Below are 15657 nucleotides of genomic sequence, written 5' to 3' on the forward strand. Positions count from 1 at the left end.
CGCGGAAACTCAGTGCGTCGCACCGCCTTCGAAGAGGATCGGCGCGGCGCGCGAACGACGGTAGCTGGCCACGATCCGACCGTAATGGACCACGCGGCCGATCGTGTAGGTGGTGATGCGGGTGACGTCGCGTACCGGCTTCAGGTGGCTGGGCCGGAAATTGCCGTGATAGCGCGAGGCGATCGGCACCGAGACCACGCCCAGCCGCTTCTCGCGCGAGGCGGCGATCAGGATCGCCGCCTCGAACACGAAGTTCTCCGCCGGCAGGTCGACCAGTTCCAGCGCGGCGCGCGGATACCAGCGCTGGCCGCTCTGGGTGTCGGCGATCGGTTGCGCACAGGCCCAGGAAATCCCCCAGTCGGCCACCGCGTTGGCGCGGCGGCGGCCCTTCGGTTGCTGTTCCTTGTCCAGCAGGCGCGCGCCGATCACGATGTGCTGCGGGTACTTCGTCGCCGCGGCCACGATGTGCGGAATGTCGGCAGCCAGGTGCTGGCCGTCGCCGTCCATGGTCAGCACGGCGTCGTAGCCGAGCTTCACCGCCTCGCGGAAGCCGTGGCGCAGCGCCTCGCCCTTGCCCTTGCGCTGCTCGTGGCGCAGCAGGGTCACCGGCAGCGTGGCGACGATGTCCGGCGTGCGATCGTCGGAGCCGTCGTCGATCACGATCACCGGTGCACCGAGCGCCAGCACGGATTCGACCACCGACTGGATCGCGGCCTCCTCGTTGAGGCAGGGAATCAGCACGCACCAGCGCGGGTTGACGGTGTTCAAGCGACGTTCTCCATGTCGATCTGCAATCCCAGTTGCGCGGCCGCCTCGACATGGCAGCTGCCATCGCCCAGCGCCAGCCGTGCCAGCAACGGCAGCGCGGCGGCCGAAGGGTTGGCCTGGCGCCAGCCGGCCAGCGGTTCGTCGAGTGTGCTCGAAGCCGGCGCGGTTGTCAGCGTCAGCCGCAGCCGGGCCAGGCTGCGCGGGCTGCGGGTCGGCGTCAGCAGCAGGGCGCTGCCGAACGGTTGCGCGCAGGCGGTCACTTCGAGCAGCGGGCCGGTGCCGATGTAATCGCTGCACACCAGCAGCACCGGGCGCTGTTCGCTGCATACCTGGCTGGCCGCCTCGAGCAGGCCGGCGCCGAAACTGGCGCGTTGTGCCGCGATCGCGGTGGAGGGCGCATGGCAGCCGGTGGCGATCGTCCAGTAGCCCACCGCGGCGTTGTGCACCGAGTTGTGGAAGCGGATCGGCGACAGCTCGGTCGGCACCTGGGCCAGCGTGGCGCACATGTAGTCGGTGATCGCCTGGTCGCCGTGCGAGGAGGCGAACACGCAGGCGACGCCGGCCGCATCCTGGCCGCTCATCGCCACCGCCTGGCCGGCGACCTCCACCGCCAGCAGCACGCTTTCCGGCGCGCGGCGGCGTTCGTTGGCGGGCAGGGTGGCGGCCGCGGGCCGGCGCGGCGGCGGTTCCGGCGGGCGGCCGGCGAGCATCTCGCGCAGGGCGGCGAAGTCGGCCAGCTGCGACGACCACACGCCGATGCCGTCGACCCAGACATCCAGCCCGCTCATGCGCCGAATCCTGCGCGGGCAAAGGCGAGGCAGGCGTTGTTGCCGCCGAAGCCGAACGAATTGCTGAGCGCCACCTCGACCGTCTGCCGCTCGTTGCGCCAGGCGAACTGCGCGCCGCAGGCGGGGTCGGGCGTGTCACCGCCGAGGTTGCCGGGAATCAGGCCGTGTTCGATCGCCTGCATCGCGATGGCGGCCTCGACGATGCCGGCGGCGCCCAGCGTGTGGCCGGTGTAGCCCTTGGTCGAGCTGGCCCGGGTGCGGGCGGGGAACGTCCGCGTCACCAGCGCCGCTTCCACGTCGTCGTTCTTCTGGCTGGCGGTGCCGTGCAGGTTGATGTAATCGACCTGCGCCGCGGACAGGCCGGCGCGGGCCAGCGCATCGGCCAGCGCCAGTTCGGCGCCGAGGCCTTGCGGGTGCGGAGTGGACATGTGGTGGGCATCGCTGGCTTCGCCGTAACCGAGCAACTGCACGGCATCGGGCGCAGCGGCGGCACGTTCGAGCAGGGCGAAGCCGGCCGCCTCGCCGATCGAGATGCCGTTGCGGGCGGCGTCGAACGGTCGGCACGGCTCGCGCGAGACCAGCTCCAGCGCGTTGAAGCCGAACAGCACGCTGTCGCACAGGCTGTCCACGCCGCCGACCACGGCCGCGTCGACCAGGCCCAGGCGGATCAAGCGCTCGGCGCTGGCAAACACCTTGGCGCTGGACGAGCAGGCGGTGGAGACGGTGAGGCAGGGACCCTCGAGCTGCAATGCCGCCGCCACGAAGGCGGTCAGCGAGTGCGGCGCGTGCAGCGGCGGATAGAGCCGGTCGTCGCTGAAGCCGCCGTCGGCGTCGAGCTGGCGATAGGCCTCCTCGGTGGCGCCGATGCTGGCGGTGGAGGTGCCCAGCAGCAGGGCCACGCGCGCCGCGCCGTAACGGGCGCGTGCCGCCTCGACCTTCTGCATGAAGCCATCCTGGTTCAAGCCCAGCCAGGCCAGCCGGTTGTTGCGGCAATCCCACATCTGCAGGCTGGCCGGCAGGCGCACCTCTTCCACGCCGTCCACGCGGCCGATCCAGCACGCCAGCGGCGCGCTGCTGATGTCGTTCGGACGCAGGCCGCTGCGGGCACTTTCCAGCGCGGCGAGCTGGGCGGCCAGTCCGCTGCCCAGCGCCGACGTGGCGGTATGGGCAGTGACGGCGAGAGGGGTCATCTTGGTGGGCATCTTCGAAAGCCTAACGGTGACCCGGCGGAATGCCTAGCCTGTGCATGCGAGCGCAGAGCGTGACGGCGAAGGCATGAAGATGTCGCGAACAGGCGTGCGAAACTAGGCCGCATCGTTCCCGCCGCCCCGGTCTCCCGTGCAAGCCCATCCGCCGACCTCCCGAAGTCCCTGGCGCTACCTGCGCGATCGCGACGTGCAACGCGCGGCGCTGGTGACCTTGCTGACCCTGGTGCTCAGTGCGGGGCTGGTCTGGCTGGGCTATCTGGTCCACGTCTGCCGGGTCGCCGCACGCAGCCCGCTGCAGCCGTCGCGGCGGATGATCGTGCTGGTGTTTGGTCGCCAGCTTGTGCGTGATGCGCCGGGTGCGGACTACCGGCAACGGCTGCGCCGCGCGCTGGCGCTGGTCGAACAGCGGCACACCGATCACCTGCTGCTGCTGGGCGGTTACAGCGGCGGGACGCAGAGCGAGGCGGCGGCCGGCGAGGACTGGCTGCGGCGACATGGCCTGGCCGGCGCCGTGCGCATGGAACTGGAACAGGATTCGGTGGACTCGCTGGAGAACCTGCGCCACGCGCGCCAGCTGTTGCGGATCGACTCGGCCACCGGCGAGCTGCCGCCGGTGGCCCTGCTGACCAGTCGCTACCACCTTGCGCGCTGCGGCATGCTGGCCAGGCGGCTGGGCTTCGACGGACAGCCGGTCGCCGCCGAGTCCACGCTTTCGCTGCGGCCACGCACGCTTGGCCGCCTGCTGATCGAGGCCAGCTACCTGATGTGGATCGACGTCGGTGCGCGCTGGGCCGCGCTGACCGGCAACCGGCGGATGGCCGAGCGGCTGAGCTGACATGCGCGCGCCGCGCGTGCCCTGATCCAGCGCAGGCGTCCGCGTCGCCGCGTCGCAGCGCCCGCGCGGATCGCACTTGCTAAGCTGATCGCCTTACCGCAATGAGTCCCGTGATGAGCAGCCAGCAAGCCGACCGTGCCGAAACCTTCCTGCGCGAACTGCAGGACCGCATCTGCCGCGCGATCGAACAGGTCGATGGCGGCGCACGTTTCGAGGAAGACGCGTGGACCCGCGCCGAAGGCGGCGGCGGGCGCACCCGCGTTCTGCGCGACGGCGCGGTGTTCGAGCAGGCCGGGGTGAATTTCTCGCGCGTGTCCGGGCACAAGCTGCCGCCCAGCGCCACCGCGCATCGGCCGGAGCTGGCCGGCGGCAGCTTCGTCGCCACCGGCGTGTCGCTGGTGCTGCATCCGAAGAACCCGCACGTGCCGACCACCCACGCCAACGTGCGCTACTTCGAGGCCAGCAAGGAAGGGGTGGAACCGGTGTGGTGGTTCGGCGGCGGCTTCGACCTCACCCCGTTCTATCCGGTGGACGAAGACGTGCGCCACTGGCACACGGTGGCGCGCGACCTGTGCCAGCCCTACGGCGCGGACGTCTATCCGCGCTACAAGCAGTGGTGCGACGAATATTTCTACCTGAAGCATCGCGACGAGACCCGCGGCGTGGGCGGGCTGTTCTACGACGATCTCAACGAAGGCGGCTTCGAGCGCTGCCTCGACTTCACCAGGGACGTGGGCCAGGGCTTCCTCGACGCCTACCTGCCGATCGTGGAACGCCGCAAGGCCACGCCGTACGGCGAGCGCGAGCGCGAATTCCAGCTGTACCGGCGCGGCCGCTACGTGGAGTTCAACCTGGTCTACGACCGCGGCACCCTGTTCGGCCTGCAGTCCGGCGGGCGCACCGAATCGATCCTGATGAGCCTGCCGCCGCGGGTGCGCTTCGAGTATGCGTACGCGCCGGAAGCCGGTTCCGCCGAAGCGGAACTGGCCACCTACCTGAAGCCGCGCGACTGGCTGTAGGCCCCGCGAATTACGGCGTGGCGCCGCTGAACTTCACCGCCGTGGCGCCCTTCACCGGGCCGATCTGCGCGCTGTCGCTGACCTTCAGCACCACCTCGCGCTTGAACTCCAGCGTGCCCTGCACCACCGCGTGCGGGCCGATCACCACCACCGGCGTGTGACTGTTGCCGCTGAACCAGCTGTGGCTCTTGTCGACCAGGATGCCGCCCTCGACGCGCGAGTTCGCGCCCACGGTGATGTCGCCCGAAACGGTGCCGATGCCGCCGCCGACGTGGGCAGCGTCCAGCACGATCGCGCCGTTGACGTTCTCCACCCGGCCGCCGACGTCGGCGCCCTGATCCAGACGGATCGCGCCGTTGACCGCATCCACCTTGCCGCTGACCCGGCTGCCGCTGGCCAGGCTGATCGAGCCATTGACGGTGCCCAGTTCGGTGGCCTGCGCCTTCGCGCCCAGTTCGACCGCGCCATTGACGGTGCTGGCTTCCTTCACCACGGCGTTGTCGCCGACGTGGACCGCGCCGTTGACCGTGCTGACGTCACCCGCCTGCTGGCCGGCTTCCACCCGCACCGCGCCGTTGACCTTGTCGATGTCGCCGTCGTGCGCGGCCGCCAGCAGCGGCAGGCCCAGCGCCAGCGTGCCGAACATCAGAAGGGTGGGGAATCGACGCATGACAATCTCCTTGAGTGGGTGGGTACCGGCATTAGGATGCCCCGCGCGGTCGACGGGTTTAGCATGACCTGTGGCAGGGGCCGCGTTTGACGACAGCGGGGTCGGCCTGCACCATTCCCGCTTTATTCCCTTCTGTTGAGCATCCCATGCACAAGCTCGTCCTGATCCGCCACGGCCAATCGCAGTGGAACCTCGACAACCGCTTCAGCGGTTGGGCCGACGTCGATCTCACCGAGCAGGGCATGGCCGAGGCGCGCGAGGCGGGCCGGCTGCTGACCGAAGGCGGCTACAGCTTCGACGTGGCGCATACCTCGGTGCTCAAGCGCGCGGTGCGCACGTTGTGGGGCGTACAGGACGAGATGGGCCTGATGTGGCTGCCGGTGGTCACCGACTGGCGCCTCAACGAGCGTCACTACGGCGGCCTCACCGGCCTCAACAAGGCCGAGACCGCGCTGAAGTACGGCGAGGATCAGGTGAAGATCTGGCGCCGCAGCTACGACATCCCGCCGCCGCCGCTGGATCGCGCCGCCAACGAGTCGGTGCATGATCCGCGCTACGCGAAGCTCGACCCGAAGGACATTCCCGACACCGAATGCCTGAAGGACACCGTCGAGCGCGTGCTGCCGTACTGGCACCAGGTGCTGGCGCCGGCGATCCGCGCCGGCCAGCGCGTGCTGGTGGCCGCGCACGGCAATTCGCTGCGGGCGCTGGTGAAGTACCTGGACGGCATCTCCGACGAGGCGATCGTCGAGTTGAATATCCCCAACGGCGTGCCGCTGGTCTATGAATTCGACGACGAGCTGAAGCCACTGCGCCACTACTATCTCGGCGACGCCGAGGCGATCGCCGCGAAAATGGCCGCGGTGGCCAACCAGGGCAAGGCCAAGTAGGCATGTCCTCCGCTGTCTCGCCGAAGGCTGCCGCGGCTGCACTGGTCGAATACTGGTCGCCGCGCGTGATCGGCGAACTGGACGACAGTTATCTGAAGGTGGCCAAGCTGCTGGGCACCTTCGGCTGGCACAGCCATGACGACGAGGACGAGCTGTTCCTGGTGCTCGACGGCCGGCTGCGCATCGAGCTGGAAACTGGTGCGGTGGAGCTGGACCAGGGTGAGCTGTTCGTGGTGCCCAAGGGCACGCGCCACAATCCGGTGGCCGCGGCCGAATGCCTGATCCTGCTGATCGAACGCAAGTCGACCCTGCATACCGGCAACCAGGTCACCGAGCGCACGCGCTCGATCGCGCAGCAACTGGGCGATGCCTGATCCGCGCGACGGCCTGTCCGATGGGTGACATTCGTCAGTCGTCAGCCGGACCATGGCTGAATTAAGCTGTCGTCGACGCCTGCCAACGGAATGCCCATGCCTGCCCATCTGACCAGTTACCTGATCATGCTGCCGTTGCTGGCCTGGATGGTCTGGAAGCGCGTGAGCCGGCAGTTCGGCCGCCAGCCGATCCGGCGCAAGCGGATGATCGCCCGCATCGTGATCTTCGTGGTCCTCGGCGGCCTGATGGCGCTCAGCGGACTGCAGCGGCTGGCGCTGGCCGAAGGGCTGCTGGGCGGCGTCCTGATCGGTGGCGCGGTGGGCCTGGTCGGCCTGCGCCTGACCCGCTTCGAGATCGACCCGGTCAAGGGCGACTGCTACGTGCCCAATCCGTGGATCGGCGCCTTGCTCACCGCCCTGCTGCTCGGCCGGCTGGCCTGGCGCCTGTTCGAGACGTGGCAGATGCAGGCGACGGCGGGCGGCGCCGCGGCGATGCAGCCGATGGGCCACGCACTGACCCCGTTGACGCTGCTGGTGATCGGCCTGCTGGTGGGCTATTACATCGTGTATTTCACCGGCCTGCTGATCCATCACCGGCGTTTCCAGCGCAGCCATCCGGGCATCGCGACCCCGCTGTGACGGGGGCGCGCCGGTTCATTCCGGCCGATGCGGCAGGGCCAGGTATTCCTCGCTCTGCATCTCGATCAGGCGCGACTCGGTGCGGCCGAATTCCGCGCGCAGCCGCTCGCCGTCGTACAGCTCGGTGATCGGCGCGGCGGCGGACAGCACCAGTTTCACGTGGCGGTCGTAAAACTCGTCCACCAGCTGCACGAAGCGCTTGGCGGGGTCCTCGCTGTACACGGTGAACTGCGGTACGTTGGAGATGATGATCGCCGGGCCGGCCTTGGCCAGCGCGATGTAGTCGGCCACCGCCCGCGGGCCTTCGCACAAGGCGTCGAACTCGAACCACAGCACGCCGTCGGCTCGTTTGACGAAGGGAATGTCGCGGCTGTTGATGCGTAGTTGGCCATCCTGCTCCACCTCGTCACCGGCCTGGTTGGCGAAGATCTTTTCCAGCGTGCGATGCGCCTCGGCGCCCGGCGGCGTGAGGTAGACCGAGGCCTGGGTCAGCGCGCGCAGGCGCCAGTCGCGCGAAGAGGCCATCTCCACCACGTGGCATTGCCGTTCGATCAGCGCGATCGCGGGCAGGAAACGCGCGCGTTGCAGCCCGTCCCGGTACAGGTTCGACGGCGCGGTGTTGGAGGTGGTGACCAGGGTGACGCCGCGCTCGAACAGCGCGTCGAGCAGGTTGGCCAGGATCATCGCGTCGCCGATGTCGTTGACCAGGAATTCGTCCAGGCACAGCACCCGGCAGCGTGCGGCGATGCCCGCGGCGACCTCGACCAGCGGGCTCTGCCGCTCGCCGAGCTGGCGCAGGCTGTCGTGCACTTCGCCCATGAAGCGATGGAAGTGCCGGCGCAGCACCACGCCATGCGGCAGGCTGGCGGCGAACAGGTCCATCAGGAAGGTCTTGCCGCGGCCCACCGTGCCCCACAGGTACAGGCCCGGCACCGGCGCGGGTGGCTCGTCGTTGCCGAGCAGGGATTTCAGCCGGCCGAACAGGCCGCTGTCGCTGGCCGGTGCGGCGCACAGCGCCGCGTGCATGCGATCGAACTCGGGCAGCAGCGCCAGCTGGGTCGGGTCGGACTCCCAGCGGTGCGCGGCGACGCCTTCGTGATAGCGCGCGCTGGGCGCGAGCGAGGGGTTTTCACTCATGGAGCGGACAGGTCGTGAAGTGGGGATGCAGGTTTCAGTCGTTTCGCGGCGGCGGCAGCCAGCCAAGCACGGCGTGCTTGATCGCGCCGCGCAGGTCCATCAGGCGGCGATGGAAGAAGTGGCTGGTGTCGGGCATGCGGATCAGCTCGGGCTTGTGCTCCAGCGTGTCGATCCAGTCGAACACCGCCTGCGGATCGACCACCTCGTCGGCTTCCCCTTGCACCACCAGCCAGGGGCAGGTGGGCAGGGTGACCGGGCCGAACTCCCGCCGGCCCACTGGCGGGGCGATGCTCACCAGCGCGTCGGCACGCAGCCTCACCGCATTGCGCAGGGTCACGTAGCTGCCGAACGAGAAACCGCATAGCCACAAGGCATCGTGCGGCCGCCGCTGGCGTACCCAGGCCACCACGGCGGCCAGGTCTTCGCTTTCGCCGTCGCCCCGGTCGAACTCGCCGGCCGAATTGCCCGCGCCGCGGAAATTGAAGCGCACCGTGTCCAGTCCCGATTCGCGCAAGGCGCGTTCGGCCATGGTCACCACCTTGTTGTGCATGGTGCCGCCTTCCACGGTCAGCGGATGGCAGATCACCGCCACGCCACGGCGCGCGCAGGCCGGCTCGGCGACATCGCTGATGGTTTCCAGCTTGCCGACCGGGCCGTCGAGCAGGAAACTGGCGGCGACATCGGGAAAGGTGGCCGGTTCGGCGGGGAGTTCGGTGGGATTCATGCGCACGATGATAACCGCCGATCGGATCGCCTGCCGCGGAAGCCGCCGGTGAACCATCTGGCGCACGCCCTGCTGGCCGGTGACGACGAGGACCTGCAACTGGGCGGCATGCTCGGCGATTTCGTCCACGGGCAGCCGGACCCGGCGCTGTACGCGCCCCGGGTGATCACCGGAATCCGCCTGCATCGCGCGATCGACGTCCATACCGACGCCCACCCGGAGGTGCTGGCGGCCAAGGCCCTGCTGCCGTCGCCCTATCGCCGGTACGCGGGCATCCTGCTCGACATGTGGTTCGACCATTGCCTGGCGCGCGACTTCCCGCGCTGGAGCGGGCAGCCCCTGTTGCCGTATTCCGACGCGCTGCGCGCCCTGCTGTGGCGTGGCGATGCGCTGCTGCCCCCGGCCCTGCGGCGCTTCCGCGGTTACATGGATTTCCACCAGCTGCCCGCCGGCTATGCCGATCGCGCGGTGCTGGGCCAGGCGCTGGCGGGCATCGGGCAGCGCCTGAGCCGGGCCAACCCGCTGGATTCGGCGCTGCCGGTGCTGGTGGAACGGGAGGCGGAACTGCAGCGGTGCTTCGAGGCGTTCTTTCCCGAGTTGCAGAGGTTCGCGCGGGAGTGGGTGGAGAGGCACGCTGACTAAGGCCCTTGCTCCCCCCCTGCAAGGCAGGGGAGGGTTGGGGTGGGGTGCTTTTGATCTTCCCCGCACTCCGGGGCTCCCCATCCCAACCTTCCCCCACGGGGGAAGGGGCGAACGAAAACGCCGCCCGAGGGCGGCGTTTGAAGACAGCTTTTTGGATCAGGCGGGGTCGCCTAGCTCAAAAGCGACCCCCTCCCAACCTCCCCCTGCTTTGCAGGGGAAGGGGCGAACGAAAACGCCGCCCGAGGGCGGCGTTTGCAGACAGCTTTTTGGATCAGGCGAAGTTTTACTTCGCCTGATCAGCGATCCAGTGCACCGCGTTGGTGACCTGTTCGTCGGTGAGCGCCGGGTTGCCGCCCTTGGGCGGCATGAAGTTGCCGTCGGGGCCGTGGTAGCCCTCGATCGCGTGCTTGACCAGCACGTCGATGCCCTGGGCCAGGCGCGGACCCCAGGCGGCCTTGTCACCCACCTTGGGCGCGCCGGCGACACCGGAGGTGTGGCAACTGGTGCACAGGTGATCGAAGATCGCCTTGCCGTCGGTGGTGCCACCGTAGGCCACCTGCGAGGCAGCGGCCTTGGCGGCGGCATCGGCGGCAGCCTGCATCGCGGCGCGGCCGGTGTTGCCGGCGTAGACGGCGCCAGCCGGGGCGATCCGCGCGGCCACCCGGGCCGGCTGCTCCGGATTGGTTTCCTTGGGCTCGTGCTCATGGATGGCCAGCGCCGCGAAGATCAGCACGACCGTCAACACGGCGAGCCCGCCGATCATGATCGAAAACTGGCGCAGGACGCTGTGGTCCGCCTTGCTCATGGAACCGCTCACGCACGTACTCCTTTCAGTGGGCACGGCGGAACGCCACCATGGCGGCCCCGACCTGCCTCGATTGCCTGTTGCTGTCACACCGGATCATGAACACCTCCACGCAGGGTGGTCCATGAGTGCGCGACGCTGATCAAGCTTGCCCCCGGCCCGGGTTCGGGGATCGGACAGGCAACCAGTCGGAGATTATAAACGAAGCGCGCGGCAAGTTTCAGGCTCCGGTGACGACGGACCCCGTGAACGGGGTCGGCGAAAACCGGGCGCAACCCCGCGCGAAAGCCATTACCCTGCCATCGGTCATGGCGCACCCATGTCAACCGGCATTGTTCATTTTCGTTGAACTGCCCCTATGCTTTCACCTCAAGAGTCGTCCGTCGGCGCAATCTGAAAGCACCGCCAGGCGGCAGATGCATGTCACGCTGCTGCGTGTCGCATGGCCGCACCGTTCAATCCAGGAGTTTTACATGTCGCGTTTTTGGAAGATCGCGTTGATCGTCATCGCCGTGATCGTGGTGGCGGCGCTGGGGTTCCGTCTGCTGCACAAGCCTGCTCCGGCTGGCCCCGCGTCCTCGGCCCAGGCGGCCGGCAAGGACCGTGGCGGCAAGGATGGCAAGAACGAGACGCCGCCGGTGCCGGTGACCGTGGTGCCCGTGGTCAAGCAGAACGTGCCGGTCTACCTGACCGCGCTGGGCACGGTGCAGGCGCTCAACACGGTCAGCGTGAGCCCGCAGGTCGGCGGCCAGTTGCTGAGCCTCGAGTTCACCGAGGGCCAGCCGGTGAAGAAGGGCCAGGTGCTGGCACAGATCGACCCGCGCACCTACCAGGCGGCCTATGACCAGGCCGTGGCGCGCCAGCGCCAGGACCAGGCCATGTTCGACACGGCCAAGAGCAACCTGGCACGCAGCCAGGACCTGGCCGCCAAGGGCTACATCTCCAAGCAGGACCTGGACACCTTGCGCAACACCGCCGCCCAGTACCAGGCCGCCGTGTCCGCCGATGCGGCCAGCCTGCGTGATGCGCAGGTGCAGTTGAACTACACCAGGGTGATTTCGCCGATCGATGGCCTGGCCGGCATCCGCGGCGTGGACCCGGGCAACGTGGTGACCACCTCGAGCACGATCGTGACGCTGACCCAGCTGCACCCGATCAACGTGATGTTCACCCTGCCCGAGCAGAACCTGGACATGGTGCGCAGCGCCGCCGGGAAGGACGCCGCCGCGCTGCAGGTGACCGCGCTGGATCGCACCGATGCCCATCCGATCGCCAGCGGCGGCGTGCTCAAGGTGATCGATAACCAGATCGATACCACCACCGGCACGTTCCGCCTGAAGTCCGAATTCCCGAACGCGAAGAACGAACTCTGGCCGGGCCAGTTCGTCAACGTGCAACTGCTGGTCAACACCGTCGATGGCGGCCTGGTGATCCCGGCGCAGGCGGTGCAGCGCGGGCCGGACGGCGACTATGTCTACCAGGTGCAGGGCGACAGCACGGTCAAGATGCAGGCGGTGGTGGTGGCCGGCGAAGTGGGCGACAGCCACGTGATGATCGGCAGCGGGCTCAAGGCCGGCGACCGCGTCGTCACCGAGGGCCAGTTCCGGCTGAAGCCCGGCAGCAAGGTCAACGCGCTGAAGCCGGGCGAAGTGCCGGCGGTGCCGACCGCCACCGAAATGGAAAAGGCCAGGCAGAACAGCAAGGGCGGTGGTCGCCGTCACGGCTGAGCAGCCAGCCTGCGCCGCCGCGACACCCGAAGTTGCGCGGCTGCGGCCGCGCGCCAGCCATGATCGCGGCTGAAACCGCACTTTAGACGTTACGGATAGCCATGGGATTCTCGACCCTCTTCATTCGCCGACCGATCGCCACCTCGCTGCTGATGGTGGCGGTGCTGCTGCTCGGCATCCTGGGCTACCGCCAGCTGCCGGTGTCGGCGCTGCCGGAAATCGAGGCGCCGAGCCTGGTGGTCAGCACGCAGTACCCGGGCGCCAGCGCCAACACCATGGCCTCGCTGATCACCACGCCGCTGGAACGCAACCTGGGGCAGATCTCCGGCCTGACCATGATGAGTTCGGACTCGTCCGCCGGGCTGTCCACGATCATCCTGCAGTTCTCGATGGGTCGCGACATCGACATCGCCGCCCAGGACGTGCAGGCGGCGATCAACCAGGCCAAGGGCACCCTGCCGGGCAACCTGCCGTATCCACCGGTGTACAACCGGGTCAACCCGGCCGATGCGCCGATCCTCACCCTGAAGCTCACCTCCGACAGCCGCCAGCTGCGCGACGTGAACGACCTGGCCGACTCGATCATTGCGCAGAAGCTGTCGCAGGTGCAGGGCGTGGGCCTGGTCTCGATCGCCGGCAACGTGCGGCCGGCGGTGCGCGTGCAGGTGAACCCGGCGCAGCTGTCCAACCTCGGCCTGACCATGGAAGACGTGCGCAGCGCGTTGACCCAGGCCAACGTCAATGCGCCCAAGGGCACCTTGAACGGCAAGACGCAGAGCTACTCCATCGGCACCAACGACCAGTTGAGTGATGCCGCCGAGTACAAGAACACCATCATCAGCTACAAGAACAACTCGCCGGTGCGGCTGTCCGACGTGGCCAAGGTGGTCGACGGCGTCGAGAACGACCAGCTCGCCGCGTGGGCCAACGGCAAGCCGGCGGTGCTGCTGGACGTGCGCCGCCAGCCCGGCGCCAACATCGTGCAGACGGTGCAGCAGATCCGCAACGTGCTGCCCGAACTGCGCAGCGCGCTGCCGGCCGACGTGCACCTGGACGTGTTCGCCGACCGCACCGTGACCATCCGCGCCTCAGTGCACGACGTCGAGTTCACCCTGATCCTCACCGTGTTCCTGGTGATCGGCGTGATCTTCGTGTTCCTGCGCCGGCTTTGGGCCACCATCATTCCCGCCACGGCGGTGCCGCTGTCACTGATGGGCACGTTCGGCGTGATGGCGTTCACCGGCATGTCGCTGGACAACCTGTCGCTGATGGCGCTTACCGTGGCCACCGGTTTCGTGGTGGACGATGCGATCGTGATGATCGAGAACATCGTGCGCTACATCGAAAAGGGCAAGAGCGGCAAGGAGGCGGCCGAGATCGGCGCGAAGGAGATCGGCTTCACCGTGCTGTCGCTGACCGTGTCGCTGGTGGCGGTGTTCCTGCCGCTGCTGCTGATGCCCGGCGTCACCGGCCGGCTGTTCCACGAATTCGCCTGGGTGCTGACCATCGCGGTGACCATCTCGATGCTGGTGTCGCTGACGCTGACCCCGATGATGTGCGCCTACCTGCTCAAGCCGGATCAGCTGCCCGAAGGCGACGACGCCCACGAGCATCATGCGGCGGCCGGCAAGCGCACCGTGTGGTCGCGCACCGTGGCGGTGTACGAAAGCTCGCTGGACTGGGTGCTCGACCATCAGCGCCTGACCATGCTGGTGGCCGGCGCCGCGGTGGTGCTCACCGTGTTCCTGTACGTGGTGATCCCGAAAGGCCTGCTGCCCGAGCAGGACACCGGCCTGATCACCGGCGTGGTGCAGGCCGACGACAACATCGCCTTCCCGCAGATGGAAGACCGCACCAAGGCTGTCGCCGAAGCGCTGCGCAAGGATCCGGCCGTGGCCGGCGTGGCCGCCTTCATCGGCGCCGGCACGATCAACCCCACGCTCAACCAGGGCCAGCTCAGCATCGTGCTGAAGGACCGCGGCGACCGCGACGGCCTGGACGAACTGCTGCCGCGCCTGCAGCAGGCGGTGGCCAATATCCCGGGCGTGGCGCTGTACCTGAAGCCGGTGCAGGACGTGACCCTGGACAGCCGCGTGGCCGCCACCGAATACCAGTATTCGATGTCCGACGTCAGCGCGTCCGAACTGGCCGGCTACGCCAACCAGATGACCGAGGCGATGCGCCAGCGACCGGAACTGGCCGACGTCGACAACAACCTTGCCGACAACGGCAATGCACTGAAGCTCACCATCGACCGCGAGAAGGCCAGCCGCCTCGGCGTGCCGGTGCAGAGCATCGACGATACCTTGTACGACGCGTTCGGCCAGCGCCAGATCTCGACCATCTTCACCCAGCTCAACCAGTATCGCGTGGTGCTGGAAGTGGCGCCGGAGTTCCGCACCAGCGACGACCTGCTGACCAAGCTGACCGTGCGCGGCAACGGCAGCGGCGCGCTCGTCGGCAGCACCGCGACCAGCTTTGGCCAGCTGAAATCCAGCAATTCGGCCACGCCCTCGGGCATCGGCAACACCGGCAACGTGGGTTTCCAGATCGGTGGCGGCGGCAGCATCCCGCTGTCCTCGCTGGTCACCGCCGAAGTCACCAGCGCACCGCTGGTGGTCAGTCACCAGCAGCAGCTGCCGGCGGTGACCCTGGCCTTCAACGTGGCGCCGGGTTATTCGCTGTCCGACGCCGTGGCGGCGATCCACCAGGTCGAGTCGCAACTGAACTTCCCGCCCCAAGTGCGCGGCGAGTTCGTCGGCAAGGCCGCCGAGTTCACCTCTTCGCTGGGTGACGAAGTGTTGCTGCTGCTGGCCGCGATCGTGGTGATCTACATCGTGCTGGGCGTGCTGTACGAGAGCTACATCCACCCGCTGACGATCATCTCCACCCTGCCGCCGGCCGGCGTGGGCGCGCTGCTGGCGCTGATCCTGTGCGGCATGAGCCTGTCGGTGGACGGCATCGTCGGCATCGTGCTCTTGATCGGCATCGTCAAGAAGAACGCGATCATGATGATCGACTTCGCGATCGAGGCGCGTCGCACCGGCCTCAATGCGCGCGAGGCGATCCATCGCGCCTGCCTGCTGCGTTTCCGCCCGATCATGATGACCACCGCCGCGGCCATGCTGGGCGCGCTGCCGCTCGCGCTGGGCAACGGCATCGGTTCCGAGCTGCGCCGGCCGCTGGGCGTGGCCATCGTGGGCGGCCTGCTGCTGTCGCAGCTGGTCACGCTGTACACCACGCCGGTGATCTATCTGTACATGGAGCGCTTCTCCGACTGGCTCGCCGCCCGTCGCGAGCAGCGTGCGCTGGCTCGCCATCAGGCCAGCCACGCGGCGTGATCCTTCGATACCCCTCCTGCGCAAGGCAGGATAGAGCTGTGCGCCGTGTTCCCTCCCCTGCTCGCAAGGGAGGGTTGGGGTGGGGTCGCT

At 68.4% G+C, this 15657-nt stretch carries 15 protein-coding genes; 8 read left to right on the top strand and 7 right to left on the bottom strand.

Annotation, left to right across the window (positions count from 1 at the left end; genetic code table 11):
- Positions 1–9: 9 nt before the first annotated feature.
- The 3 genes from ASD55_RS16645 to ASD55_RS16655 are packed head-to-tail and all read right to left on the bottom strand — an operon-like array spanning position 10 to position 2746.
- The gene (locus tag ASD55_RS16645) at positions 10–768 is read right to left on the bottom strand and encodes a glycosyltransferase family 2 protein (protein ID WP_056767955.1); all 759 of its coding nucleotides are present in this window, start codon (positions 766–768) and stop codon (positions 10–12) included.
- The gene (locus ASD55_RS16650; protein WP_056767958.1) at positions 765–1556 is read right to left on the bottom strand and encodes a beta-ketoacyl synthase chain length factor; all 792 of its coding nucleotides are present in this window, start codon (positions 1554–1556) and stop codon (positions 765–767) included. The genes ASD55_RS16645 and ASD55_RS16650 overlap by 4 nt, the downstream gene beginning before the upstream one ends.
- Positions 1553–2746 (bottom strand): beta-ketoacyl-ACP synthase, encoded by a 1194-nt coding sequence (locus ASD55_RS16655; protein WP_056768332.1) that lies wholly within the window; start codon positions 2744–2746, stop codon positions 1553–1555. Before ASD55_RS16655 ends, ASD55_RS16650 begins: the two co-directional genes overlap by 4 nt.
- A 148-nt stretch (positions 2747–2894) precedes the next feature.
- Between ASD55_RS16655 and ASD55_RS16660 the strand changes: the two genes are divergently transcribed.
- On the top strand, positions 2895–3599 hold the full coding sequence (locus ASD55_RS16660; RefSeq protein WP_056767961.1) for a YdcF family protein: 705 nt from the start codon (positions 2895–2897) through the stop codon (positions 3597–3599).
- A 113-nt stretch (positions 3600–3712) separates the two neighbouring features.
- On the top strand, positions 3713–4618 hold the full coding sequence (gene hemF, locus ASD55_RS16665; RefSeq protein WP_056767963.1) for an oxygen-dependent coproporphyrinogen oxidase: 906 nt from the start codon (positions 3713–3715) through the stop codon (positions 4616–4618).
- A 10-nt stretch (positions 4619–4628) separates the two neighbouring features.
- Here hemF and ASD55_RS16670 read toward each other — a convergent pair whose 3' ends face one another.
- Positions 4629–5288 carry a hypothetical protein gene (locus ASD55_RS16670; RefSeq protein WP_056767966.1) on the bottom strand — a complete coding sequence of 220 codons (660 nt, stop codon included), beginning with the start codon at positions 5286–5288 and terminating at the stop codon, positions 4629–4631.
- Between the two features lie 146 nt (positions 5289–5434).
- Between ASD55_RS16670 and gpmA the strand changes: the two genes are divergently transcribed.
- From gpmA to ASD55_RS16685, 3 genes are all read left to right on the top strand, one after another.
- Positions 5435–6178, top strand: coding sequence for a 2,3-diphosphoglycerate-dependent phosphoglycerate mutase (gene gpmA / locus ASD55_RS16675; RefSeq protein ID WP_056767969.1), 744 nt, complete (start codon positions 5435–5437; stop codon positions 6176–6178).
- Positions 6179–6180: 2 nt separating this feature from the next.
- On the top strand, positions 6181–6552 hold the full coding sequence (locus ASD55_RS16680) for a cupin domain-containing protein (RefSeq protein WP_056767972.1): 372 nt from the start codon (positions 6181–6183) through the stop codon (positions 6550–6552).
- 96 nt (positions 6553–6648) lie between these two features.
- On the top strand, positions 6649–7191 hold the full coding sequence (locus ASD55_RS16685; protein ID WP_056768342.1) for a hypothetical protein: 543 nt from the start codon (positions 6649–6651) through the stop codon (positions 7189–7191).
- Between the two features lie 15 nt (positions 7192–7206).
- On the opposite strand, the gene zapE is transcribed toward ASD55_RS16685, so the two are convergent.
- Entirely contained in the window at positions 7207–8328 is a 1122-nt protein-coding gene (gene zapE, locus ASD55_RS16690) for a cell division protein ZapE (RefSeq protein ID WP_056767975.1), read from the bottom strand.
- 34 nt (positions 8329–8362) lie between these two features.
- Positions 8363–9052, bottom strand: coding sequence for an alpha/beta fold hydrolase (locus tag ASD55_RS16695; protein WP_056767978.1), 690 nt, complete (start codon positions 9050–9052; stop codon positions 8363–8365).
- A 48-nt stretch (positions 9053–9100) separates the two neighbouring features.
- Here ASD55_RS16695 and ASD55_RS16700 point away from each other — a divergent pair, with 48 nt between their 5' ends.
- The gene (locus tag ASD55_RS16700; RefSeq protein ID WP_056767981.1) at positions 9101–9694 is read left to right on the top strand and encodes an ACP phosphodiesterase; all 594 of its coding nucleotides are present in this window, start codon (positions 9101–9103) and stop codon (positions 9692–9694) included.
- Between the two features lie 283 nt (positions 9695–9977).
- On the opposite strand, the gene ASD55_RS16705 is transcribed toward ASD55_RS16700, so the two are convergent.
- Complete coding sequence (locus ASD55_RS16705; protein WP_056767984.1) at positions 9978–10499, bottom strand: c-type cytochrome; 522 nt, start codon at positions 10497–10499, stop codon at positions 9978–9980.
- A 473-nt stretch (positions 10500–10972) separates the two neighbouring features.
- Between ASD55_RS16705 and ASD55_RS16710 the strand changes: the two genes are divergently transcribed.
- Together ASD55_RS16710 and ASD55_RS16715 are read left to right on the top strand one after the other, a co-directional pair.
- Positions 10973–12226: an efflux RND transporter periplasmic adaptor subunit gene (locus ASD55_RS16710; protein WP_056768345.1), complete on the top strand. Its 1254-nt coding sequence runs from the start codon at positions 10973–10975 to the stop codon at positions 12224–12226.
- A 101-nt stretch (positions 12227–12327) separates the two neighbouring features.
- On the top strand, positions 12328–15567 hold the full coding sequence (locus ASD55_RS16715; protein WP_056767990.1) for an efflux RND transporter permease subunit: 3240 nt from the start codon (positions 12328–12330) through the stop codon (positions 15565–15567).
- Positions 15568–15657: the final 90 nt, after the last annotated feature.

Origin of the sequence: Rhodanobacter sp. Root561 (assembly GCF_001427365.1) — a bacterium.
Lineage (GTDB): Bacteria > Pseudomonadota > Gammaproteobacteria > Xanthomonadales > Rhodanobacteraceae > Rhodanobacter.